General features: G+C 68.0%; 18 protein-coding genes. 10 read left to right on the top strand and 8 right to left on the bottom strand.

Annotated features, from left to right (window positions below):
- Window positions 1-16 precede the first annotated feature (16 nt).
- Entirely contained in the window at window positions 17-1,087 is a 1,071-nt protein-coding gene (locus tag ACODTB_RS24615) for an AbrB family transcriptional regulator (protein ID WP_291112077.1), read from the bottom strand.
- Window positions 1,088-1,144: 57 nt separating this feature from the next.
- On the opposite strand from ACODTB_RS24615, the gene ACODTB_RS24610 reads away from it, so the two are divergent.
- Window positions 1,145-1,954: a ChaN family lipoprotein gene (locus ACODTB_RS24610; RefSeq protein WP_291112048.1), complete on the top strand. Its 810-nt coding sequence runs from the start codon at window positions 1,145-1,147 to the stop codon at window positions 1,952-1,954.
- 91 nt (window positions 1,955-2,045) lie between these two features.
- Here the strand turns inward: ACODTB_RS24610 and aptA are convergent, their stop codons facing one another.
- Window positions 2,046-3,386, bottom strand: a complete 1,341-nt coding sequence (gene aptA, locus ACODTB_RS24605) for an omega-aminotransferase AptA (protein ID WP_291112051.1) — start codon at window positions 3,384-3,386, stop codon at window positions 2,046-2,048.
- Between the two features lie 124 nt (window positions 3,387-3,510).
- Here aptA and purU point away from each other — a divergent pair, with 124 nt between their 5' ends.
- Window positions 3,511-4,359, top strand: a complete 849-nt coding sequence (gene purU, locus ACODTB_RS24600) for a formyltetrahydrofolate deformylase (protein ID WP_291112053.1) — start codon at window positions 3,511-3,513, stop codon at window positions 4,357-4,359.
- Window positions 4,360-4,444: 85 nt separating this feature from the next.
- Window positions 4,445-5,314 carry a LysR substrate-binding domain-containing protein gene (locus ACODTB_RS24595; RefSeq protein WP_291112056.1) on the top strand — a complete coding sequence of 290 codons (870 nt, stop codon included), beginning with the start codon at window positions 4,445-4,447 and terminating at the stop codon, window positions 5,312-5,314.
- 25 nt (window positions 5,315-5,339) lie between these two features.
- On the opposite strand, the gene ACODTB_RS24590 is transcribed toward ACODTB_RS24595, so the two are convergent.
- A complete protein-coding gene (locus ACODTB_RS24590) occupies window positions 5,340-5,729 on the bottom strand; it encodes an Hsp20/alpha crystallin family protein (protein ID WP_291112058.1) in 390 nt (129 codons plus the stop codon).
- 205 nt (window positions 5,730-5,934) lie between these two features.
- Between ACODTB_RS24590 and ACODTB_RS24585 the strand changes: the two genes are divergently transcribed.
- The 3 genes from ACODTB_RS24585 to ACODTB_RS24575 are packed head-to-tail and all read left to right on the top strand — an operon-like array spanning window position 5,935 to window position 11,828.
- A complete protein-coding gene (locus tag ACODTB_RS24585) occupies window positions 5,935-7,437 on the top strand; it encodes an FAD-linked oxidase C-terminal domain-containing protein (RefSeq protein WP_291112061.1) in 1,503 nt (500 codons plus the stop codon).
- Between the two features lie 51 nt (window positions 7,438-7,488).
- Window positions 7,489-11,346 (top strand): PAS domain-containing sensor histidine kinase, encoded by a 3,858-nt coding sequence (locus ACODTB_RS24580; RefSeq protein WP_291112063.1) that lies wholly within the window; start codon window positions 7,489-7,491, stop codon window positions 11,344-11,346.
- Window positions 11,343-11,828 carry a response regulator gene (locus tag ACODTB_RS24575; RefSeq protein ID WP_291112066.1) on the top strand — a complete coding sequence of 162 codons (486 nt, stop codon included), beginning with the start codon at window positions 11,343-11,345 and terminating at the stop codon, window positions 11,826-11,828. The genes ACODTB_RS24580 and ACODTB_RS24575 overlap by 4 nt, the downstream gene beginning before the upstream one ends.
- Window positions 11,829-11,853: 25 nt before the next feature.
- Here ACODTB_RS24575 and ACODTB_RS24570 read toward each other — a convergent pair whose 3' ends face one another.
- Together ACODTB_RS24570 and ACODTB_RS24565 are read right to left on the bottom strand one after the other, a co-directional pair.
- Window positions 11,854-13,671: a carboxyl transferase domain-containing protein gene (locus ACODTB_RS24570; RefSeq protein ID WP_291112081.1), complete on the bottom strand. Its 1,818-nt coding sequence runs from the start codon at window positions 13,669-13,671 to the stop codon at window positions 11,854-11,856.
- A gap of 175 nt (window positions 13,672-13,846) precedes the next feature.
- A complete protein-coding gene (locus tag ACODTB_RS24565) occupies window positions 13,847-14,149 on the bottom strand; it encodes an RNA-binding protein (RefSeq protein WP_291121781.1) in 303 nt (100 codons plus the stop codon).
- 262 nt (window positions 14,150-14,411) lie between these two features.
- Between ACODTB_RS24565 and ACODTB_RS24560 the strand changes: the two genes are divergently transcribed.
- Window positions 14,412-17,348, top strand: a complete 2,937-nt coding sequence (locus tag ACODTB_RS24560) for an EAL domain-containing protein (protein WP_291121782.1) — start codon at window positions 14,412-14,414, stop codon at window positions 17,346-17,348.
- An 18-nt stretch (window positions 17,349-17,366) separates the two neighbouring features.
- On the opposite strand, the gene ACODTB_RS24555 is transcribed toward ACODTB_RS24560, so the two are convergent.
- Window positions 17,367-18,425 carry a cupin-like domain-containing protein gene (locus tag ACODTB_RS24555; RefSeq protein WP_291121783.1) on the bottom strand — a complete coding sequence of 353 codons (1,059 nt, stop codon included), beginning with the start codon at window positions 18,423-18,425 and terminating at the stop codon, window positions 17,367-17,369.
- Window positions 18,426-18,473: 48 nt separating this feature from the next.
- Window positions 18,474-21,446, bottom strand: a complete 2,973-nt coding sequence (locus ACODTB_RS24550) for an L-glutamate gamma-semialdehyde dehydrogenase (protein WP_291121784.1) — start codon at window positions 21,444-21,446, stop codon at window positions 18,474-18,476.
- Window positions 21,447-21,550: 104 nt separating this feature from the next.
- On the opposite strand from ACODTB_RS24550, the gene ACODTB_RS24545 reads away from it, so the two are divergent.
- Complete coding sequence (locus ACODTB_RS24545; RefSeq protein ID WP_291121785.1) at window positions 21,551-22,021, top strand: Lrp/AsnC ligand binding domain-containing protein; 471 nt, start codon at window positions 21,551-21,553, stop codon at window positions 22,019-22,021.
- Between the two features lie 69 nt (window positions 22,022-22,090).
- Window positions 22,091-22,639 (top strand): DUF3617 domain-containing protein, encoded by a 549-nt coding sequence (locus ACODTB_RS24540; RefSeq protein WP_291121786.1) that lies wholly within the window; start codon window positions 22,091-22,093, stop codon window positions 22,637-22,639.
- On the opposite strand, the gene ACODTB_RS24535 is transcribed toward ACODTB_RS24540, so the two are convergent.
- The gene (locus ACODTB_RS24535) at window positions 22,623-23,342 is read right to left on the bottom strand and encodes a YggS family pyridoxal phosphate-dependent enzyme (RefSeq protein ID WP_291121787.1); all 720 of its coding nucleotides are present in this window, start codon (window positions 23,340-23,342) and stop codon (window positions 22,623-22,625) included. The two genes, ACODTB_RS24540 and ACODTB_RS24535, sit on opposite strands and share 17 nt — an antisense overlap.
- Window positions 23,343-23,381: 39 nt before the next feature.
- Here ACODTB_RS24535 and ACODTB_RS24530 point away from each other — a divergent pair, with 39 nt between their 5' ends.
- Entirely contained in the window at window positions 23,382-24,425 is a 1,044-nt protein-coding gene (locus tag ACODTB_RS24530) for a type IV pilus twitching motility protein PilT (RefSeq protein ID WP_291121788.1), read from the top strand.
- Window positions 24,426-24,575: the final 150 nt, after the last annotated feature.

The following is a 24,575-nucleotide window of genomic DNA, read 5'->3' as shown; positions in this document are numbered from 1 at the left end:
ACCCCAGCGGCCTTTTTCATGCCGGGCCATGGCGCCAGCGGTACAGCGGCTCGGCCAGCACCAGCACCGCCACCAGCCGGCAGACCTGGAACGCCGTCACCACCGGCACGCCCAGCTGCAGCACCTTGGCGGTGATGGCCATCTCGGCAATGCCGCCGGGCGCGGTGCCCAGCAGCAGCGTGACCGGGTGCAAACCTGTCAGCTGCGCCAGCACCCAGCCGAAACCGGCGCACAGGCCCATCATGACCAGCGTGGCGAAAGCCACCGAGGCCAGCCAGCGCGGCGCCGTGTGCACGAAGGCGGGCGTGAAACGCACGCCCAGGCTCACACCGATCACCAGCTGCGCCGCGTTCGACAGGCTCTGCGGGATGGCCGACAGGGTGTGGCCGCTCAAGGTCACCACCATGGTGACCACCAGCGCGCCCATGAACCAGGGGTTGGCGCGGCCCAGGCGCTGCATGGCCAGCGCACCCAGCAAGGTAAGCCCGGCCAGCGCCAGCAGCCCCAGCGCTTGCACGTCCCGCACGCCTTGCGCCAGGGTGTCGAGCCCGCTCACGCCCCCGAGCTGCAGCGCAAACGGAATGGTGACCGTCACCAGCAGCACCCGCAGGCTGTGCGCGGCCGCCACCAGATCGGTGCGCGCGCCCTGGCGCTCGGCGATCAGCGTCATCTCGGATGCGCCGCCGATCGCGCCAGCGAAATAGGTGGTGCAGCGCAACTCCGCGGGTGTCAAGGCCACCAGATGCCCCGCGTGCAGCCAGCGCAGCCAGGCCGCAAAACCCAGGCCCAGGGCCAATGCCCAGGCGATGCCGAGCGCGATCGCCCACCAGAGGCTGGCCACCAGCGCGCCCACCGCTGGCGTGAAGTACAGGCCCAGCGCGGTGCCGATCACCCACTGCCCGCTGTTGCGCAAGGGCGTCCAGCTCTCGGTGCGCATGCCCAGCACCGACACCAGCGCGGTCGCCAGCAGCGGACCGATCATCCAGGGGATGGGCGTGCGCAACCAGCGACACAGCAGGGCGGCGGCCAGGGCGATCGTCAGGGTGAGGCAGACGCGCGGCCACGAATCGGGCCGCCAGGAAGGCAGAAGGGACACGCGAAAAGGGGGCGGTGAAGGGGCGTCGGGTCCGCTTAGTATCCACGCATGACCTGTCGAACCGCTGTCGCCCTTGCCCTGGGCCTGTCTTTGCTCGCGGCCTGCGCGCACCGCCCACCCACCACCGTGCCGGCCCTGCTCGACCGCGTGCTGCCCGCACCGGTGTTGCTGCTCGGCGAGCAACACGACGCCGCCGAACACCAGGCGCTGCAGCGCGACGTGGTGCTGGCCCTGGCCCGGCGCCATCAGCTGGGCGCGGTCGTGATGGAAATGATCGAACAGGGGCGCAGCACGCAAGGCCTGCCCAGCGACGCCGACGAGGCGCGCGTGCGCGAGGCCCTGGGCTGGACCGAGCAGGGCGGCTGGCCCTGGCCGGTGTACGGCCCGGTGGTGATGGCCGCCGTGCGCAGCGGCGCGCCCGTGATCGGCGGCAACCTGCCGCGCGCGCAGATGCGCAGCACCATGGGCCAGGCCGAGCTGGACGGCCTGGTGAGCGAGAGCGTGCTGCGGCGCCAGCGCGACGGCATCCGCGAGAGCCATTGCGGCCTGCTGCCCGAGAGCCAGATCGCGCCCATGACCCGCATCCAGCTCGCGCGCGACCGGTCGATGGCGCAGACGGCCACGCAGGCCCTCATCCCGGGCAAGACGGTGCTGCTGGTGGCCGGCAACGGCCATGTGCGCGAAGACCTCGGCGTGCCCCTGCACCTGCCCGCGACCGTGGGCCACAAGGTGGTGATGGCGCAGGCCGGCCCCCCGAAAGATGCCAGCGCACCGCCGGCCGACGCGGTGTGGCAAACCCCCGCGCTGCCCCCGCGCGACCACTGCGCCGAATTGAAGCAGCGCATGCCGGCGCGCTAAGTCCAGGGGCACCGAGGGTCCGGCTCCGCCGGCCCCAGGTGCCGTCCCCCCACCGGGGGGAAGCCGCGCCAGCGGCGCAGGGGGGGACCTTCTACCCCAGCCTTTTGATGGCGTCGGCCAATGTGCCCACCATGGTCTCGATCTGCGCACGATCGACGATGTAGGGTGGCGCGAACACCAGGTTGTCGCCCGCGTTGCGCACCAGCACACCCCGGTGGTAGCAGTCCATGAACACGTCGAACGCCCGCTTGCCGGGCAGGCCAGGCTGCGGCGCGAGCTCCACGGCGGCCGCCAGCCCGAGGCTGCGGATGCCGATCACGTGGGGCAGGCCCTTGAGCGCGCTGTGCATCGCATCGCCCAGCACCGGGCCCATCTCGCCCGCGCGGGCGAACAGGTTTTCCTCGCGGAACAGGTCCAGCGTGGCGATCGCCGCCGCGCAGGCCACCGGATGGCCCGAGTAGGTGTAGCCGTGGAAGAACTCGATGGCGTGGTCCGGCGCGCTGCCGTGCGCGCCCATCATGACGCCGTAGATGCGGTCGGTGCAGACCACGCCACCCAGCGGGAACACGCCGTTGGTCACCGCCTTGGCGAAATTCAGCATGTCGGGCTGCACGCCGTAGTAGTCCGACGCGAAAGCCGTGCCCAGGCGGCCGAAGCCGGTGATCACCTCGTCGAAGATCAACAGAATGCCGTGCTTGTCGCAGATCTCCCGCAGGCGCTTGAGGTAGCCCTGGGGCGGCACGTACCAGCCCGCGCTGCCGGCAACGGGCTCGACGATCACGGCCGCCACGTTGCTCGGATCGTGCAGCGGCAGGATGCGGTTCTCCAGCTCCAGCAGCAGGTCTTCGTCCCACACCGGTTCGGTGTTGTGCACGTAGGCGTGCCTGACCGGGTCGTGGATGAAGCGCAGGTGGTCCACGCGCGGCAGCAGGGCGGCGCCGTAGACCTTGCGGTTGGCTGGGATACCGCCCACGCTCATGCCGCCAAAACCCACGCCGTGGTAACCGCGCTCGCGGCCGATGAAGATGTTGCGGTGGCCTTCGCCGCGCGCGCGGTGATAGGCCAGCGCCACCTTCATCGAGGTGTCGGCGGCCTCGCTGCCGGAGTTGCAGAACAGCACCTTGTTCAGATCGCCCGGCGCCATGGCGGCGATCATCTCGGCGGCGCGAAAGGCCTTGTCGTTGCTGACGCTGAAAGCGGTGCTGTAGTCCAGCGTGTCCAGCTGCTGCTTGATGGCTTCGTTGATCGGCTTGCGGTTGTGCCCGGCGCCCACGCACCAGAGGCTGGAAATGCCGTCGATGACCTGGCGCCCGTCGTGCGTCGTGAAGTACATGCCGTCGGCCGCCACGAAGACCCGGGGGTCTTTCTGGAAACTGCGGTTGGGCGTGAAGGGCAACCACTGGTTGTCCATGCGGAAATCGTTGTAGGCCATGCGGGCGTCTCCTGCGGCAAAAGGACGGGGAAGCGGCATTTTGTCACCGCCTCCGGCTGCCAGGGGCTCCATTGCGCCGGGTTCGGCCAGGCCCACCGCGCCTTGCTGCGACAATTCGCACGCCATGAATCACACCTACGTTCTTACCCTGTCCTGCTCGGACCGCCCGGGCATCGTGCACGCCGTTTCCGGCTTCCTGCTGGAGCACGGGGGCAACATCGAAGAAGCCGCGCAATACAACGACCACGCCACCGGCCTGTTCTTCATGCGCGTGCAGTTCGCCTGTGGCCAGCTCACCCAGGACGACCTGCGCCTGCGCCTGCAGCTGTTCGCCGAGCCGTTCGCCATGCAGTGGAGCCTGCACCCGATGGCCGAGCCGGTGCGCACCGTCATCTTCGTGAGCAAGGAAGGCCACTGCCTCAACGACCTGATGTTCCGCTGGAAGAGCGGCCTGCTGCCGCTGGACATCCGGGCCATCATCAGCAACCACCGCGACTTCTACCAGCTCGCGGCCAGCTACAACGTGCCCTTCCACCACATCCCGGTGACGGCGGCCACCAAGCCGCAGGCCGAGGCCAAGCAGCTGGAGATCATCCAGAACGAAGGCGCCGAGCTGGTGGTGCTGGCGCGCTACATGCAGGTGCTCAGCAACGACCTGTGCCGCGAACTCTCGGGCAAGGCCATCAACATCCACCACAGCTTCCTGCCCAGCTTCAAGGGCGCCAAGCCCTACTACCAGGCGCACGACCGGGGCGTGAAGCTGATCGGGGCCACCGCCCACTACGTGACGGCCGACCTCGACGAAGGCCCCATCATCGAGCAGGACGTGGCCCGGGTGGACCACACCGACGCGGTGGAAGACCTCACCGCGCGCGGCCGCGACACCGAAAGCCAGGTGCTGGCGCGCGCCGTGAAATGGCACAGCGAACACCGCGTGCTGCTCAACGGCCACAAGACGGTGGTGTTCAAGTGAGCGAGATGCAGCAGGGCCGCCCCAAGGCAGCTCAGCCCCCTCGGGGGGCAGCGACCACGCGTCAGCGGTGGAGCGTGGGGGCGCCATGACCATCCGGATTCCTCCCATCCAGTGCCTCCTGACTTTCGAGGCGCTGGCGCGCCTGCGCAGCGTGACGCAGACGGGGGAGGAACTGAACGTGACGCCCAGCGCGGTGAGCCACCGCGTGCGCCAGCTCGAGCAGATCCTGGGCACCAAGCTGTTCGGCCGCGCCGATTTCTCGCTCACCACCGAGGGCAGCGAATACCTGGCCCACGTGCGCGAAGGCCTGGGCATCCTGCAGCGTTTCCCGGGCGGCAACACGGCGCCGGGCAAACGCAAGCTCAAGCTGGCCGTCACCCCCACCTTCGCGCGCTCGATCCTGATGCCGCGCCTGCGCCAGTTCACCGAGGCCTACCCGGAGATCGACCTGACCCTGCAGGTCTCGATCCCGCTGCTGGACGTGGTGGCCGAGGACGCCGACCTCACGGTGCGCTATGGCACCGGACGGTACGCCGACGTGGAGCACATCTGCCTGCTCAAAGACGAGGTGACGCCGCTGGCGTCTCCTGCCTACATCCGCGAGAACGGCCCGTTCGACACGGTGGAAGACCTGCAGCGCGCCGCCCTGCTGCGCAGCCCGCTCGAACCCTGGCGCACCTGGTTCGCGGCGCACGAACTCGACTGGCCCGAGCCGGTCGAGGGCTCGTCGTTCAACGACATCGGGCTGATGTGCGATGCCGCGGCGCAAGGCCTGGGCGTCGCCCTGGTGCGCCTCAAGCTGGGCGCGCCCTGGATCGAGAACGGCTCGCTGGAACGCATCTCGGAACGCAACATCCCATCGCCCCATGCGCACTACCTGTGCTGGCAGGCCGGTGCGATGGAGCGATGGGAATGCGCGGCGTTCGCCGAGTGGCTCAAGAAGAGCGTGAACTGACGAGCCGTGCAGGCGGATCGCGGGTTTACTCGATCGCCAGGCGCTGGGCCGCGGCAGCGGTCTTCTTCGGCAGCGTGAGCTGCAACACACCGTTCTCGTACTTCGCTTTCGCGGCACTGTTGTCCACGTCGACCGGCAGCTGGAAGCTGCGCGAGACGGCACCGTAGTACCGCTCGCTGCGCAGCAGCCTGCCGCCTTCGGCCGGGTTGGACTGCGGCTTGATTTCAGCGCGCAAGGTCACCAGCTTGCCGTCGACGTTGACGTGGATGTCGTCCTTGGAGACGCCAGGCACTTCGGCCTGCAGGGTGTAAGCCTCGGGCGTCTCCTTCACATCGACACGGATCTGCGCCGGCAGGGACGCGGGTGCGACGTCATTGAAGAAGTCGAGGAAGTTGCGGTTGACAACGAAGCTCATGGAAAACTCCTGGTGGGTGATGAGGTTCCAGGGTGCGACAGGCGCCCTGCGGTGAACACAACTTGATGCCACCGGCCGCCGATTTCAAGGACCCTTCGTCACCAACCGCCGAAGCGTTCACAAAACGCTGCAAGTTTCTTCAATCCGGGCGCGGGGCTTTCGCCTAGACTGGAGCGGCCCTTGATCCGACCCGCACCGGCCCCACATGAACGCACCCGCCCGCCCCGCCGAAAACACCTCCCTGCAACGCGCGCAACGGCAGGCCGACGTGGTGCGCGCGCTGCAGGCCGTGGTGCCGGCGCATGCACTGCTCTGGCAGGTCGAGGACACGGTGCCCTACGAATGCGATGGCCTGACCGCGTACCGCGAGCGCCCGCTGGTGGTGGTGCTGCCCGAGACCGAGGGCCAGGTCGCGGCCGTGCTCAAGGCCTGCCACGGCCTGGGCGTGCCGGTGGTGGCGCGCGGCGCGGGCACGGGGCTCTCGGGGGGTGCCATGCCGCACGCGCTGGGCGTCACGCTGTCGCTGGCCAAGTTCAACCGCATCCTGCGCATCGATCCGCGCGCGCGCACCGCGGTCGTGCAGGCGGGCGTTCGCAACCTCGCGATCTCCGAAGCCGCCGCCCCGCAGGGCCTGTACTACGCGCCCGACCCCAGCAGCCAGATCGCCTGCACCATCGGCGGCAACGTGGCGGAGAACTCGGGGGGCGTGCACTGTCTCAAGTACGGCCTGACCCTGCACAACGTGCTGGCCGTGCGCGGCTTCACCGTCGAGGGTGAGCCCGTCACCTTCGGAGGCGACGCGCTCGACGCACCCGGCCTGGACCTGCTGCCCCTGGTGATCGGCAGCGAAGGCATGTTGGCCGTCACCACCGAGGTCACGGTCAGGCTGGTGCCCAAGCCGCTGCTGGCGCGCTGCATCATGGCCAGCTTCGACGACATCCGAAAGGCCGGTGACGCGGTGGCTTCGGTGATCGCTGCCGGCATCATCCCGGCCGGCCTCGAAATGATGGACAAGCCCATGACCGCGGCGGTGGAGGACTTCGTGCACGCGGGCTACGACCTGAGCGCCGAAGCCATCCTGCTGTGCGAGAGCGACGGCACGCCAGAGGAGGTGGAAGAAGAGATCGGCCGCATGAGCGCGGTGCTGCGCCAATGCGGCGCCACCGCCATCGCGGTCAGCCGCGACGAAGCCGAGCGCCTGCGTTTCTGGAGCGGGCGCAAGAACGCGTTCCCCGCGAGCGGGCGCATCAGCCCCGACTACATGTGCATGGACTCGACCATTCCACGCAAGCGCCTGGCCGACATCCTGCTGGCCATCGCCGAGATGGAGAAGAAGCACGGGCTGCGCTGCGCCAACGTGTTCCATGCGGGCGACGGCAACCTGCACCCGCTGATCCTGTTCGACGCCAACGACGCCGACCAGTTGCACCGCTGCGAGTTGTTCGGTGCCGAGATCCTGGAGACCAGCGTCGCCATGGGCGGCACGGTCACCGGCGAACATGGCGTGGGCGTGGAAAAGCTCAACAGCATGTGCGTCCAGTTCTCCGCCGAGGAAAACGCACAGATGTTTGCCGTCAAACGGGCCTTTGATACCAATGGGCTACTGAATCCGGGCAAGGTCATCCCGACCCTGCAACGTTGTGCTGAATACGGTCGGATGCTGGTGCGCGCGGGGGCTTTGGCTCACCCGGAGCTACCGCGTTTCTAGCTGTCAAATATCACGCTGGAGAAAGAAGGCCCTGGGGTACAGTTGTGCCGGATGAGCACCCTTTTCCCCTCGGAGGACAAACGCGTTGACAGCCACAGAGCCGAACGCTCGGCTGTGGAGCGTGAGCGTGCGTTGCTTCTGGAGCTGGAAACCCTGCGGGCGGAGAACGAGCACCTGCGCCGCAGCTACGCGCAGCGGCTCAGCGGCCAGCCCGACAGCACCGACCTGAAGCGCCAGGCCACCCTGCCACTGCCCCTGGAAACCGCGCTGGAAGCGGCCGACACGGACCGGGCTGCGCACACCGCGCAGATCGAGTACGAAGCGCTGTTCTCGGCCCTGGCCAGCGTCTTTCCCATCGGCGTCTTCCGCACCGACCATGCGGGCGTGCTCACCCACGTGGACGAGCAGCTGCAGGCGATCTTCGCACTGAAGAAGCAGGACTTCCCCAACTTCGGCTGGTTCAGCCGCGTGCACCCCGACGACCTGGAACGTGTGCAGCAGCACTGGTTTCGGGCGATCTCCGAGGCCGAAACGCTCAGCGTGGAGTTCCGCCTGGTGCGCCCGGGCAACGAGGTGGTCCATGTGCTGGTGCGCAACGCACCCTTGCGCGATGCCAACGGTGCCGTCGTCAGCCAGCTCGGTTTCATGCAGGACATCACGCCCATGCGCACGCTGGAAGCCGACGCGCGCATCAAGGACGAGCTGAACCGCCAGATCATCTCCAGCAGCCCCGATTGCACCAAGGTGCTCGATCTGCAAGGCCGCGTGGTGCAGATGACAGCCCAGGGCTGCCGCCTGGTCGAGGTGGACGATTTCGAACAGGTGCGCAACAGCGAATGGGTCACCTGGTGGCCGGACGACGGGGCCTTGCTCTCGCGCGAGGCCCTGGAGAGCGCGCGCCAGGGCAAGAGCGCGCGCTTCGTGGCGTTCGGCAACACCTTCAAGGGCACACCCAAGTGGTGGGACACGGTGGTCACCCCCATCTGCGATGCGCAGAACCGGCCCGTGATGCTGCTGGCCGTCTCGCGCGACATCACCGCGCTGCACCAGCAGCAGGAAGAGATCCAGCGCTTCAACGTCGAGCTGGAAGACCGCGTGCGGCAACGCACCGACGAACTGGCCGAAGCCAAGGAGCGCATCCACCAGGCCCTGCGCGATGCCCAGGCCCTCTACAACCAGGCGCCCTGCGGTTACCACTCGGTGGACGCCGACGGCGTGTTCGTGCTGATCAACCGCACCGCGCTGGACTGGCTGGGCTACGAGCGCGACGAGGTGGTCGGCAAGCTGCGCTTCCACGATATCGTGCCTCCCGAGCACCAGCACCTGGTCGGCGAACGCCTGGCGCGCATGACGCGCGGCGAAAAACTGGAGGCTGCCGAGTTCCCGATCCGCCGCCGCGACGGCAGCACCTTCCTGGCCCTGCTCAGCAGCACGGCAGTCGTCGATGAAAACGGCCGCTTCGTCCGCACCAACAACACCCTGGTGGACATCACCGAACGCAAGGGCGCCGAGAACGCCCTCGCGGGGCAGCGCAATTTCCTGCAGGCCATCACCAACAGCGTGCCGGTGCAGCTGGCGTTCTTCGACCGCGACCTGATCTGCCGCTTCGCCAACGCCAGCTACGCGCGCTGGGTGCAGGGCGATACCGAGCAGCTCATCGGCATGCACCTGAGCCAGATCGCACGGCCCCAGGATTTCGAGGCCACGCGCCTGAACCTGGCCGCCGCGCTGTCCGGCGAAATCCAGCGCTTCGAGGGCGAACGCGCCTTCCCCGATGGCCACAGCTTCTACGCCGGCATCGAATACACGCCGTACTGGCATGCGGGTCAGGTGCAGGGGATCATCATCCAGATGATCGACCTCTCCCAGCGCAAGGCCTCGGAAGACCTGGTGCGCCAGGCCAACGGCCAGCTCAACAGCGCACTGCGGCAGTCGCAGGACCTCTACAACAACGCGCCCTGCGGCTACCACTCGCTCGACGTCAACGGCATCTACGTGTCCATCAACGACACCGAGCTTGAATGGCTGGGCTACCGCCGCGACGAGGTGGTGGGCAAGATGGCCTTCCGCGACATGATGGCGCCGCGGCACACGGATCTGCTCGAGAACCGCATGCAGAAGATCCTGAAGGACGATGCCTTGGAGGCCGTGGAGTACGAGATGCGCCGCCGCGACGGCAGCACCTTCCACGCCCTGCTCTCGTCGTCCGCCGTGCGCGATGCCGACGGCCGCTTCCTGCGCAGCAACACCACGGTGGTGGACATCACGCTGCGCAAGGCAGCCGAGATGGCGCTGCGCGACAACCAGCGCTTCCTTCAGACCATCACCGACCACGTACCGGGCCTGATCGCCTACCTCGATGCGGGCCTGCATTTCCGGTTCGCCAATGCCGAGCACCTGCGCGTCTATGGCATGGATCCGCAGTACATCATCGGTCGGCACATCGGTGAATGCGTGAAACCCGACGTCTGGGCCGACATCGAGCCGCGCATGAGGACCGCGCTGGCCGGCCAGCCCCACCACTTCGAGACCTGGCGCCCCACCATCGATGGCCAGCAGATCTTCGTGAGCGCGAGCTACCTGCCCGACTTCAATGACGAGGGCAAGGTGCAGGGTCTGTTCGTGCAGATCATCGACATCACCGACCGCAAACGCATCGAAGAGCGCGTCGTCCACCTCAACGAGGAACTGGAGCAACGCATCAGCGAGCGCTCGCTGGAACTGCTGGAGAGCGAACAGCGTTTCCGCCTCATGGTGGACAACCTGCGCGACTACTGCATCTTTTTCATGGATGCCGACGGCGTCATCACCGACTGGACCGACAGTGCCCAGCGCATGGACGGCTATTCGCCCACGCAGATGCTGGGCCGCCACTACGGCGTGCTGTTCGATCCGGTCAACCCGGACCATGGCAAGGTCAGCGCCATGCAGATGCTGCGCCTGGCAGCCTCGCGTGGGCAGCACGAGCTGCACAACTGGCACACCCGCAAGGACGGCTCGCAGTACTGGTCGCACTCGGTGCTCATTGCCCTGCGCGACGACAGCGGCGAGCTCAAGGGCTTCGCCAAGGTCAACCGGGACATGACCGACGCCAAGCGGCTCGACGACCTGATGCGCAACATCAACGACGAGCTGGAGAACCGGGTGGTCGAGCGCACCGAACAGCTGCTCGCCGCCAACAAGGACCTGGAGTCGTTCTCCTACTCGGTCTCGCACGACCTGCGCTCGCCCCTGCGCCACATCTCCAGTTTCGTCAGTCTGCTGGAGGAACACCTCGGCGGCCAATGCGACGAGGTGAGCGCCCGCTACCTGAGCACGATCGGCAATTCAGCCCGGCACATGAGCCAGCTCATCGACGGCCTGCTCGCGTTCTCGCGCCTGGGGCGTTCGGCCGTGAACCTCACGGCGGTGGACTTCACCCTGCTGGTGGATGCGGTGGTCGGCCAGATCGGGCACGACACCGAAGGCCGGGTGGTCGACTGGGTGGTGGCGCCCGACCTGCCCGTGGTGCAGGGCGACGCCCTGCTGCTGCGCGAGGTCTGGGCCAACCTGTTGGGCAACGCCTACAAATACACCCGTCCGCGTGAAAGAACGCGCATCGAGGTGGGTTGGAGCATGGACCCTGTTGTCGGCTATACCTTCTTTGTTCGTGACAATGGCGTGGGTTTTGACACAAAATACGCCCAGAAGCTGTTTGGCGTTTTCCAACGCCTGCATCGCGCCTCGGAGTTTGAAGGCACTGGCATCGGCCTGGCACTGACGCGGCGCATCATTGAGCGACACGGCGGCACCATCTGGGCTGAAAGCCAGCTCGGAGAGGGCAGTGTGTTCTATTTTTCGCTACCTTTTGAAGGCGCCCATGGGTTCGAGTCCCCTCCCGACTCCATGCCGGCCGCCCTGGAACCATGAGCAAAAACGCCGACGCCATCCTTCTCGTTGAAGACAATCCCGACGATGCCGAGCTGACCAAACTGGCCCTGGCGCGCCATGGGCTGGACGGGCGGGTCACGCACGTCTCGGATGGCATGCAGGCGCTGGACTACCTGCACCGCCGCAATGGCTTCACCAACCGCTCGGGCAGCAACCCCATGCTGGTGCTGCTGGACTTGAAGATGCCCCTGCTGGACGGCATCGGCGTGCTCCGGGAAATCAAGGGTTCGGACAACCTGCACCACATCCCCGTGGTGGTGCTGACCTCCTCCACCGAGCCGAGCGACCTGCTGCGCGCCTACGACGCGGGCACCAACGCTTACATCGCCAAGCCCACCGAGTTCTCGCAGTTCCTCAGCGCGATGAAGCACGTGTGCGAGTTCTGGATCAACATCAACCAGACCGCGCCGCAGCTGCCCAGCGCAGGCGTGCGCACCACCGGTTTCGGCGACCTGATCTGATGAACCCGGGGCCCTGCTCGGGGCCTCACCAGGTGTCGATGAACCGCCCCGGGCGGGGCTCGGACACCTTCGCCCCCGCCAACCCCCTGACCAGCCAGTCGCGTGTGAGCGCCGGGTCGATCACGGCATCGATCTCCAGCGTGGTCGCCATCTGCACCGCCGAACCATTGGCGACCTGCTGCGCCAGCAGGCGGTCGAACAGGGCATCGCGCCGCGGCCCTTCCGGTTCCGCCTCCAGCTCCTTGCGGTAGCCCAGGCGCACGGCACCTTCCAGCCCCATGGCGCCGAATTCGGCCGTGGGCCAGGCCACGGTGAAGGCCGGTGAATGGAACCCACCAGCCGTCATGCCCATGGCGCCCAGGCCGTAGCCCTTGCGCAGCACAACGCTGAAGAACGGCACGCGCAGGTCCGCCGCCGCCACGAACAGGCGGCTGACGTGCCGCACCTGCGCCCGCGCTTCGATGTCGGGCCCCACCATGAAACCCGGGGTATCGACCAGGCTCACGAGGGGCAGGCCGTGTGCGTTGCACAGCTGCATGAAACGCGCGGCCTTGTCGGCGGCGTCGGCGTCGATCGCACCGCCCAGGTGCAGCGGGTTGTTGGCCATCAGGCCCACCGCGCGCCCCTCGATGCGCGCCAGCGCCGTGTGGATGCCCGCGCCGAAGCCGGTGCGCAGGGGCAGCAGGCTGCCGACATCGACCAGCCCTGCCATCGCCGCCTGGGTGTCGTACACACGCAGCCGGTTCTCCGGCACCACGTCGCGCAGGGCCTGGGCGTCGGGTGCGCGTCCGCCATCGACCGTGCCCTGGAAGAACGACAGGTATTGGCGGGCCACCGCCACCGCTTGCGCTTCGTCGTCCACCAGCACGTCAATCACGCCATTGGCGTGCTGCACCGCGCTCGGGCCGATCTGCTCGGGCCGGAACACGCCCAGCCCGCCCCCCTCCACCATGGCCGGACCGCCCATGCCGATGTTGCTGCTGCGGGTGGCGATCACCACGTCGCAGCAGCCCAGCAAGGCGGCGTTGCCCGCAAAGCAGCGGCCACTGGCGATGCCCAGCACCGGCACCTGGCCCGAGAGGCGCGCGAACGCGGCGAAGGTGCCTACATGCAGGCCGGCGACGATGGGCATGTCGGTGTCGCCCGGTCGGCCACCACCGCCTTCCGCGAACAGCACCACCGGCAGGCGCTGCGCCAGCGCCACACCCAGCAGCCGATCGGTCTTCTGGTGGTTGCGCATGCCCTGCGTGCCCGCCAGCACCGTGGCGTCGTAGGCCATCACCGCGGTGCGCGACCGCCCGGCGCCGTGTTGGGTGGCATTGACGGAACCGATGCCGGTCACCATGCCGTCGGCCGGGGTGCGGGCGATCAGGTCGTCTTCGCTGCGGCGCTGGCGCTGCGCGGCCACCGCCAGCGCGCCGTACTCGATGAAGCTGCCCTCGTCGCACAGGTCGGCGATGTTTTCGCGCGCGGTGCGCTGGCCCAGGGCATGGCGGCGCGCCACCGCCTCGGGCCGGGCCGCGTCCAGGGTGCGGGCCTGGCGGTCAAGCAGTCGCTGCAGGTCGGGCCTGAGCGCGGCCGGCCCGGCCTTGGCGGTCGCCTGCGGTGCGGTGGTGGGCGGGGTGGCGGCGCGGGCGACCGGCTCGGCGCGCAACAGGACGTCGCCCTGCTGCACCGACTCGCCCGGGGCGAACAACAGCTCCAGCACACGGCCAGGCGCTTCGGCACGCAGCTCGTGCTCCATCTTCATGGCTTCGAGGATCACCAGCACGTCGCCCTGGCGCACCGGGTCACCAGGGGCGACCAGCCATTGAACGATCTGGGCGGCCAGGGGAGAGCGCAAGGCATTCATGCGCCGATTCTGCGCGGCACCGGGGCGCGCAGAGGTCAATCGGGAGACAGGGAAAAGAGCCTGAGCGAGGAGCTCCCTTTCCAGAGATACCGAGGGTCCGGCTTCGCCGGCCCCAGGTATCGCCCCCCTTCAGGGGGTGGCGCCGAAGGCGACGCGGGGGGTGCTCTCAATAGATGTCGGAGTCGGCCCACTGGGACGAAGGACCGTCCTCGGCCGTCACGGGCACGTTGAGGTTCAACACAAAGACAACTTCGCCCCCGAAGCGGCCCACGCCCAGGCTTTTCATGAGCACCTGCTCCTGCTCGGGACGCTCCATGCGCAGGAAGCAGATGGCCTGCTTGGTGCCTTCGTGCATGGCGGTCAGGATGTCGAGCCGCGTGATGCGCCCGAACTCACTGCACAGCTGGTGCAGTGCGGATTTCAGGCTGGAGACGTCGCTGTATTGCCTGAGTTCTGCGAGTGTGCTCACAATCAACTCCCTCAAAGTTCAAATCGGCGGTGGTGGCGATGCGGTGGCGCGAAAGTGTTGTGAAAACGGAGGCTTGGCATCGGCGATGGGGGCCATGTTAGAACATAAGCAACAAAATCTAACATTTATGTTACAAAATTTCCCCACATTTGGGGAGGTCGTGCGGAAGTTCACGCGCCTGGCTCCACCTTACGCCCGCCATGTGTGCGGCAGATGACAGACGGTCTGTATGCTGCACCCTCGACCACCGAAACCCCTTCCCATGCGCCCTGGATCCGACAACCGCCCCCCCTTGGTCGCCGACACCGCGATGGAGCGCACCGGCGCCTGGACCGTGCCTCACCAGCGCGGTGAGCTGGATCGCCTGGCCCAGATGGCCACGCAGCTCGCGGGCACGGGCGCGGCGCTGCTGGTGGACCTGTCCCACGCGCCGCCCGAAGTTCTGGGCTCGCACGGGCTCGACCCGGATCAGGCGGCCAGGGTCCTGGAGGCCTGCACCGCGCTGCTGCGCGAGCGCGCCGATGTGGAGCGCTGGCTGCCCGAGGCCGCCAGCCCTTGGCGCCACGGACATTGGCTGCCGGTGTTCGATGCGGTGGGACAGTCCGGCCTGCTGCTGCTCGACCCCGGCCCGCGCGAGCAGCCGGCCATCGGCACGCCCCTGCTGCAGTTGCTGTCGCAACATGCGGCCGATGTGCTGGCGCTGGCACGCCGCTGCGAACAGAGCGAGCAGTACAACGCCAACGTGCTGCGCGAAAGCGAAAGCCGGCTCAACCTGACCGAGCACACGGCCGGCGCGGGCAGCTGGTCGTTGCAACTCTCCACCCGCGAAGTGGTGCACTCGGACGAGTTCGCCACCATTCTCGGACTGACCAATCACCGGCAGGTGCGCAACCTCGAGGACATGGTGCAGCGCTACTCCCCCGAGTGGCGCAACGGCATCCGCCAGCGCCTGGAGCGCTGCGCGCAGTACGGCGAAGGCTTCGACGAGGAGATCCAGGTGATGGTCGAAGGCGGTGCGCCCAAGTGGGTGCGCACCGTGGGCACCGCCGTGCGGCGCGCCAACGGCCAGATCGTGCGCATCCAGGGCGCCATCCAGGACATTTCGGCGCAGAAGCAGGCCCAGCAGGACACACTGCGCCTGGCGATGCGCCTGACCACCACCCTGGCCAGCATCACGGAAGCTTTCGTCACGCTGGACCGGCAGTGCTGCTTCACCTACCTCAACCAGGAAAGCGAACGGCTGCTGCAGAAGACCACCGCCGATCTGCTGGGGCTGGAGGTCTGGCAAGGTTTCAGCGCCGGGCTCTCGCAACGCCTGAAAGACCAGCTCACGAAATCGCTCAACACCAACCGCCGCGTGGAACTGGAAGACTTCTTCCCCACGCTGGGCAAATGGCTGGAGGTGCGGGCCTACCCGTTCGCAGAAGGCCTGGCGGTCTACTTCCGAGACGTCACCGAACGGCGGCGTTCGCAGGAACAGCTGATGCTGCTGGAGACCAGCGTGTCCCGGCTCAACGACATCGTGGTGATCGCCGAGACCGGCGCGGGCAGCGACGACCAGGAGCCGCGCATCGTGTTCGTGAACGACGCCTTCGAGCAGCACACCGGCTACAGCCGCGCCGAGGTGCTGGGGCAGACGCCGCGCATGCTGCTCGAACTCGACCCGGCCATCCCCAAGCTGCGCGAACTCGCGCAAGGACTGCAGCAGACGCAGCAGGCGCGCACCGAACTGATGGTGCGCCGCAAGAACGGCGCCATGTTCTGGGTGGAGCTCGAGGTGGTGTCGGTGCAGGCCACCGCCGAGGAGGTGACGCACTGGGTGGCGGTGGGGCGCGACATCACGCAGCGCAAGACCGCCGAGGACATGATCCGCCACCTGGCGTTCTACGACGCGCTGACCGACCTGCCCAACCGCCAGCTGCTGCTGGACCGGCTGCAGCAGGCCCTGGCGGCGAGCGCGCGCTCGGGCCAGCACGGTGCGCTGATGTTCATCGACCTGGACAACTTCAAGATCCTCAACGACACGCTGGGCCACCACATGGGCGACCAGCTGTTGCAGAAGGTGGCCGCGCGCCTGACCAAGAGCGTGCGCAAGACCGACATGGTCGCGCGCCTGGGCGGCGACGAATTCGTGGTGATGGTCGACGACCTGAGCACCGACCCGGACGCCGCCGCCTTCAAGGCCACCGCCCTGGCCGAAAAGGTGCTCAACACGCTGCGCGAGCCCTTCCAGCTCACCGGCCACCAGCACTTCGCCACGCCCAGCATTGGTGTGACCTCGTTCAATGGCCAGCAGAGCGACGTGGGCGAACTGCTCAAACAGGCCGACCTGGCCATGTACCAGGCCAAGTCGCTGGGCCGCAACACGCTGTGTTTCTTCGACCCCAACATGGCGGCCACGGTGAGCGCCAACGCCACGGTGAGCTCCGACCTGCGCGTGGCGCTGAACGAGCAGCAATTCGTGGTGCACTACCAGCCGCAGGTGGACCGCGTGGGCGTGATCACCGGCGTGGAAGCCCTGGTGCGCTGGCAGCACCCGCAGCGCGGCCTGATATTCCCGGCCGATTTCATCCCGGTGGCCGAAGACACCGGCCTGATCCTGCCGCTGGGCCAGTGGGTGCTGGAGAAGGCCTGCGAGCAGCTCGCGGCCTGGGCCGACCGGGCGCAGACCGCCAACCTGAGCATCGCGGTCAACGTGAGCGTGCGCCAGTTCCGCCACCCCGATTTCGTCGACATGGTGATGGCCGCGATCACGCGCACCGGCATCCGCCCGCACAAGCTCAAGCTCGAGCTCACCGAAAGCCTGCTGGCCGATCGCATGGAGATCACCATCGACAAGATGGGCATGCTCAAGGCCTTGGGCGTGACGCTCTCGCTCGACGACTTCGGCGTCGGCTATTCCTCGCTCTCGGTGCTCAAGCGCCTGCCGCTGGACCAGCTCAAGATCGACAAGGGCTTCGTGGCCGACGTGCTCACCGACCCGAACGATGCCGCGATCTCGCGCGCCATCATCGCGCTGGCACAAAGCCTGAGCCTGCAGGTGGTGGCCGAAGGCGTGGAAACGCAGGAGCAGCGCGACTTCCTGGCCTACCAGGGCTGCGACCAGTTCCAGGGGCATCTGTTCGCCAAGCCCCTGCCCATCGAGGCGCTCGACGCCCTGCTGCAGAACCCGACCGCGGGCATGCTGGTGCTGTCCTGAACGGCGGTGGCCCGCCCCTTACCAGTTGGTGATGGTGGGGTTCTGGAAGCTGTAGTGGTTGGGCAGGGCCAGGTTGGAGAACGAGAACGACAGGCTCACGTCCAGCGCCGTCACCTGGTGCCACCAGCCCAGGGGCAGGAACACCGTCTCGCCCGGCTCGACGATCACTTCGAGCACCGTGGCCTGGCTGAACAGCGGATAGCGCGCGAGGTCCGGCCGGTCCAGATCGATCGGGCTGTAGACCTCGAAGTGGTTGTAGAGCAGCGGCGTCTGCAACGGTGAGATGAAGCGCCAGCGCTTGCGCCCCACGATCTGTGTGTGGCACAGCATGAGCGTGTCGTGGTGCAGCGGCGTGACCGTGCCCGCCGGGCCGAACCAGAACGAGGCGCGGCGCGCCAGCTGCGAGGGGTCGCAGAAGGCCGGCAGGCTGCCGATGTCGGCCAGGATGGGCGCGAACTCGGGCCGCGCCAGCATCTCGTTGTTGGCGGTCAGGTAGTAGTCGTTGGTGGTGCCGCCGGCCAGCACCTGATCGACAAAATTCGCCAGGCCCACACTGCGCCGATGGTCCAGCTTGTTGACCTCGTAATTCGGGTCCGCGCTGCGCTCGGCCTGGATCTCCACCTGCAGATGACCGAATCGCTCGCGCAGGTCCTGGGGCGACCAGCGTTGCAGGGCAGGCCAGTCGCGCGCCACGCCGGTGAGCACCAGCGGGCGGCTGCCCACCACGTACTTCTCGACGAACTCGTCCAGCGGCACGTCGCCGCGCTTCTCCACCTGCCCATAGCGCGGGTTCAGCTCCAGCAGCTTCTGCTGGTTGGCCATCACCGATTCGAGCTTGGTCTGCAGCTGCTGGAACTTGCGCGCGGCGAGGAACGCGGGATCGCTGTCCATCGCCCGGATCGCGGGCTCGCACTCGGCCGGGTCCAGGCCCGCCTCGGTCATGGTGACCAGCATGGATTCGGGCGTGCAATGGCGCAGCCGGTTCTCGGCGATCCATTGCAGCCAGCCCGCGTCGAGCGGGCGGAAGGGCGCGGCCTCAAGGGGCCTGGGTGCGGCGGGAATGGTGGGCGGGCTCATGGCGGCGGCCAGTATCGCACCCGCCGGGTGTCGCAACGTGTCGGATGGTTACCCGGTGAACAGCGCCACGTTGCCCCCGGCCGCCGTGGTGTTGATGGTGAGGGTCTGCTCGGCGCAGAAGCGCTGCAGGTAGTGCGGACCGCCCGCCTTGGGCCCGGTGCCGCTGAGGCCTTCGCCCCCGAAGGGTTGCACGCCCACGACGGCGCCGATCATGTTCCGGTTCACGTAGACGTTGCCCACGCGCGCCGCGCCGGCCAGCGCCAGCGCGCGGCTGTCGATGCGGGTCTGGATGCCCAGCGTGAGGCCGTAGCTCAGCGCGTTGATCTGCTGGATGACGCCCATCGGGTCGCCGCCCCAGCGCACCACCTGCAGCACCGGGCCGAAGATCTCCTGCGCCACCTCGGCGATGCCACCCACCTCGTACATGCGCGGCGCGACCAGCTGAGGCAAGGCCGGCGAGCGGTTCGCGTCGAGCAGCGGCCGGGCCTGGGCATGGAGGCGCTGCAGATGGCGGCCGATGGCCTCGAAGGCCTCCGCGTCGATCACAGGGCCCAGGTCGGTGGCCAGGTCGGCCGGGTCCCCGGCCACCAGTTCCTTCGCCGCGCCCTGGATCATCGCGATCACGCCATCGGCCACGGCCTCGTGCACGCACAGCAGGCGCAGCGCCGAACAGCGCTGGCCCGCGCTGCGGAACGCGCTCTGCACCACGGCATCGGCCACCTGCTCGGGCAGGGCCGTGCTGTCCACCAGCATGGCGTTGATGCCACCGGTCTCGGCGATCAGCGGCACGATGGGGCCGTCCTTCGCGGCGAGCGCTCGCTGGATCAGCTTGGCCACCTGCGTCGACCCGGTGAACACCACGCCGGCCACGCCCGCTTGCGCCACCAACGCCGCGCCCACCGTGTCGCCCGGGCCGTGCAAGAGCTGCAGCGCATCGGCCGGCACGCCCGCCGCGTGCAGCAACTTCACCGCTTCGAGCGCGATGGCGGGGGTCTGCTCGGCCGGCTTGGCCAGCACGGTGTTGCCTGTAACAAGCGCCGCCGCCACCTGGCCCGTGAAGATCGCCAGCGGGAAATTCCAGGGGCTGATGCAGACCCAGGCGCCGCGCCCTTCCAGGCGCAACGTGTTGCTCTCGCCGGTGGGCCCGGGCAGGGCCTGCGGCGCCATCACGCGTTCGGCGTCGTTCGCGTAGTAGCGCAGGAAATCGATCGCCTCGCGCACCTCGGACACCGCGTCGTTCCAGCCCTTGTGCGCTTCCTTCACGAGCAGCGCGCACAGCCGCGGCATCTGCTGTTGCATCGCATCGGCCGCGCGGCGCAGCGTGGCCGCGCGCTCGGCCAGCGGCGTGTGGTTCCAGCCGGCAAAGGCCCGCACGGCGGCATCCACGGCGACCGGTGCGTCGGCGGCGCGGGCCTCGGCCACCGCAGGCACCACCAGCGCCGCGTGCGCGGCCAGCAGCGGCTCGCGGTGCGCGACCACCGCGAGGTCCAGCCCCTCGCTGTTGGGGCGCGCCGGGCCGTACAGGTCGGGCGGCAAGGGCAGCGTGGACGCGATGGCCTCGGGCCGGGACTGTGCCAGGGGCGAGACCAGCAGCTCGTCCATGCCCACCGACTCGTCGGCCAGCTGGTGCACGAACGACGAGTTCGCGCCGTTCTCCAGCAGGCGGCGCACCAGGTAGGCCAGCAGGTCGCGGTGCGCGCCCACCGGGGCGTAGACGCGGCACGAGACGCCCGGGTTCTTCAACACCTCGCGGTAGATGCCTTCGCCCATGCCGTGCAAGCGCTGCAACTCGAACGGCGTGCCCTGCTTCGCCGCCATCTGCAGAATGGCCGCGATGGTGCCCGCGTTGTGCGTGGCGAACTGCGGGTGGATCGCGTCGTGCGCCGCGAACAGGGCCCGCGCGCAGGCCAGGTAGCTCACGTCGGTGTGCGGCTTCTGCGTGAACACCGGGTAGGCCGGCAGGCCCAGCTCCTGCGCGCGCTTGATCTCGGCGTCCCAGTACGCGCCCTTGACCAGGCGGCACATGAACTTCAGCTGGTGCTGCCGCGCGAGACCCGCCACGTGCTCGATCAGCTCGACCGCCCGCGTCTGGTAAGCCTGCAAGGCCAGGCCGAAACCCTGCCATTGGGAGCGGTGTTGCGCCACCCGGGTCGCCAGGGCCTCGAACACGGCCAGCGAGAGTTCGAGCCGGTCCACCTCTTCCGCGTCGATGGTGAGGTTGAGGTTGGACGCGGCCGCCGCCTCGCACAAGGACCACACGCGCGGCACGAGCTCGCGCATCACGCGGTCGTGTTGCGCGTCCTCGTAGCGCGGGTGCAATGCGCTGAGCTTGATCGAGATGCCGTCGTTCTGGCCCGGATGCCGCGCCGGGTCGGCGCTGCGCGCGATGGCCGCGATGGCGTTGCGATAGCTCGCGAGGTAGCGCAAGGCGTCTTCGTCGGTGCGGGCGCCCTCGCCCAGCATGTCGAAGCTGAAGCGCAGGTTGGCCTGGCGCCTGCGCGCCGAGGCGGCTTCCTTCATGCCCTCCTCGATGGTCTGCCCCAACACGAACTGGCGGCCCAGCAACTGCACCGCGCGCAGCGTCGCGGCCACCACGGTCTTGGCGCCCAGCTTGGCCATCAGACCGGGCTCGCTGCCCGCGTGCGGCAGGAAATGCTTGGACATGGCGATCGCCGTGGACGAGAGGCGCGCCAGCGTGGAGTCGGCCGCGCCATCGAAGTCGGCTCGCCCCAACTGGTCGGCGGTGAGGGCGATCGCGGTCTCGGCGTCGGGCACGCGCAGCAGCGCCTCGGCCAGGCGCATCAGGGCCAGGCCCTCGGCGCTGGAGATCGGGTACTCCTTGAGCAGGCTCTCCATCGCCCAGAACGGCGGCGGGTTCTCGCGCACCGCGCGCACCCAGGGCGCCGCATGGTCCGCGGCGACCGCCCAATCCAGGGCACCGCGCAAGGCGCTCAGGCGCTGGGCGAGAACGCCCGCTTCGGGGCGGTAGGGAAACGGCAGGCGGTCTTGGGCACGGGGCATGGAACACTCCAAAAGACGGTCGATCGGTGAATTCACGCATGATCTCGCCGAATCAGCCGAGTTTTTCACCAAAAATGCAATCGCCAACTGGATAATCCACCACCATGTCCGACTCCCAGGAACCCGACCGCATCGACCTGAAGATCCTGCAGCTTCTGCAGGCCGATGGCCGGCTGACCAACCTCAAGCTGGCCGAAGCGGTGGCCCTTTCACCCACCGCCGTGCTCGCGCGCACCCAGCGCCTGCAGCGCGACGGCTACATCCTGGGCTACGAGGCGCGGCTGAACCCGCTCAAGCTCGGGCGGGGCATGATGGTCTTCGTCGAGGTGCTGCTCGACCGCACCACGCCCAACGTGTTCAACGAGTTCAAGGCCGCCGTGCAGGTGCGCGACGAGATCATGGAATGCCACATGGTCGCCGGCGGTTTCGACTACCTGCTCAAGACCCGCATGGCGGACATGGCCGCCTACCGCGACTTCGCCGGCAGCGTGCTGTGGCAGCTGCCTGGCGTGCGCGAGACGCGAACCTACGCGGTGATGGAAGAGGTGAAGAACAGCTCGCGGCTGCCCTTGTGATCCATTGACGCCGCCGTTGACACGCCCACCCGGCGCCGCACAATGGCACTCTCACCCCTGGGAGCCGCCATGCACCACACCACCATCACCCCCCTGCTGCTGGGCGTCATGCTGGCCGCCACCAGCGCGCATGCCCAGAGCATCAAACCCGGCCTCTGGGAGATGAGCCACAAGGTCGGCGGCAGTGCCCAGATGGACCAGGCCATGGCGCAGATGCAGCAGCAGATGGCCAGCATGCCGCCCGCGCAGCGCAAGCAGATGGAGGACATGCTGGCCAGACAGGGCAAGGCCATGCCCACGCCGGGCTCGGGCGGTGGCATGGCCATGAAGGTCTGCATCACGCCCGAGATGGCCGCGCGGCAGGACATACCGATGCAAGGCGATGGCGACTGCACCAGCACCGTCACCTCGCGCAGCGCGGCCACGCTCAAGATGAGTTTTGTCTGCAAGAAGCCCCCGTCCTCCGGCGAAGGCACCTACACCTTCAGCGGGGACGCCGCCTACACCGTGAAGATGGTGATGAACACCACGCACCAGGGCAAGCCCCAGACCATGACCATGGACGGCCAGGGCAAGTGGCTGTCGGCCGACTGCGGGACGGTCAAGCCAAGGAAGTGAGCTTGGCGGGGCGGCCGCCGAACAAGGCGCGCCCCACGCGCACCATGGTCGAGCCGGCGGCGATGGCGGCCTCGAGGTCGTCGCTCATGCCCATGGACAGCGTGTCGAGCGCCAGGCCCGCGCCATTGAGTTGATCAAACAACTCCTTCGCCTGCAGGAACACCGCGCGCTGGGCCTCGAAGGTTTCGGCCGGCTCGGGGATGCACATCAGGCCGCGCAGGCGCAGGTTCGGCAAGCGCGCCACCGCCAGCGCCAATTCGAGCAGCTGGGCGGGCGCCACGCCCGCCTTCGTGAGGCCGCCGTCCACATTCACCTGCAGGCACACCTGCAAGGGCGGCAGTCCTTCGGGGCGCTGTTCACTCAGGCGCTCGGCGATCTTGAGCCGGTCCACCGATTGCACCCAGTCGAAATGCGCGGCCACCAGACGGGTCTTGTTGCTTTGCAGCGGGCCGATGCAGTGCCATTGCGTTGGCATCGGCGCAACAGCCGACTCGCGCAGCGCGAGGATCTTCTCGACACCTTCCTGCACGTAGTTTTCGCCAAAACACCGCTGACCGGCGGCCTGCGCCTGACGAACGGCGTCCGGTCCGAAGGTCTTGGAAACCGCGAGCAAAACCACCGCCTCCACGGGGCGTCCGGCGTGTGAACAAGCACGCGAAATGCGCTCCTTCAGCCCTTGGAGATTGCGTTCAATGGTCGTCATAATCTGCCGTCATACCTCAACACCGCACGGGACCCCGGGATGGATATCACCCAACTGCTGGCTTTCAGCGTCAAGAACAAAGCATCCGATCTTCATCTCTCGGCCGGTCTTCCTCCCATGATACGGGTGCATGGTGATGTGCGACGCATCAACGTCGAACCGCTGGACCACAAGCAGGTCCACGGCATGGTGTACGACATCATGAACGACAGCCAGCGCAAGCAGTACGAAGAGTTCCTGGAGTGCGACTTCTCGTTCGAGATCGAAGGCCTGGCCCGCTTCCGCGTCAACGCCTTCAACCACAACCGCGGCGCCGGCGCGGTGTTCCGCACCATCCCGAGCAAGATCCTCACGCTGGAGCAACTCAACGCACCCAAGATCTTCGGCGACCTCGCGTTGCGCCCGCGCGGCCTGGTGCTGGTGACCGGCCCCACCGGCTCGGGCAAGTCCACCACGCTGGCCGGCATGGTCAACCACCTCAATGAAACCGAGTACGGCCACATCCTCACGGTGGAAGACCCGGTGGAGTTCGTGCACGAGTCCAAGAAGTGCCTGGTCAACCAGCGCGAGGTGGGCCCGCACACGCTGAGTTTTTCGAACGCACTGCGCTCGGCGCTGCGCGAAGACCCGGACGCGATCCTGGTCGGCGAAATGCGCGACCTCGAAACCATCCGCCTGGCGATGACCGCCGCCGAGACCGGCCATCTGGTGTTCGGCACGCTGCACACCTCCAGCGCGGCCAAGACCATCGACCGCATCATCGACGTGTTCCCGGCCGAAGAGAAGGACATGGTGCGCGCCATGCTCTCCGAATCGCTGGTGGCGGTGATCTCGCAGACGCTGTGCAAGACCAAGGACGGCTCAGGCCGCGTCGCGGCGCACGAGATCATGCTGGGCACCAGCGCGATCCGCAACCTGATCCGCGAGGCCAAGGTGGCGCAGATGTACTCGGCCATCCAGACCGGCAACAGCGTGGGCATGCAGACGCTGGACCAGAACCTCTCGGAGCTGGTCAAGCGCAATGTGATCAGCCCGGCGGAGGCGCGCGGCAAGGCGAAGATCCCCGAGAACTTCCCAGGCTGAGATGACCACCCCCACGCTCCACCGCTGCGCGGGTCGCTGCCCCCCAAGGGGGCTGGCCTTGCTTGGGGCGGCCCTGCGCGGCGGCCTTCTTCAGCCCCCCACGCTCCACCGCTGCGCGGGTCGCTGCCCCCCAAGGGGGCTGGCCTTGCT

Source organism: Hydrogenophaga sp. FG152, assembly GCF_057809615.1.
The sequence above is the reverse complement of the archived record's forward strand: the minus strand, read 5'-3'. Positions and strand labels throughout refer to the sequence as shown.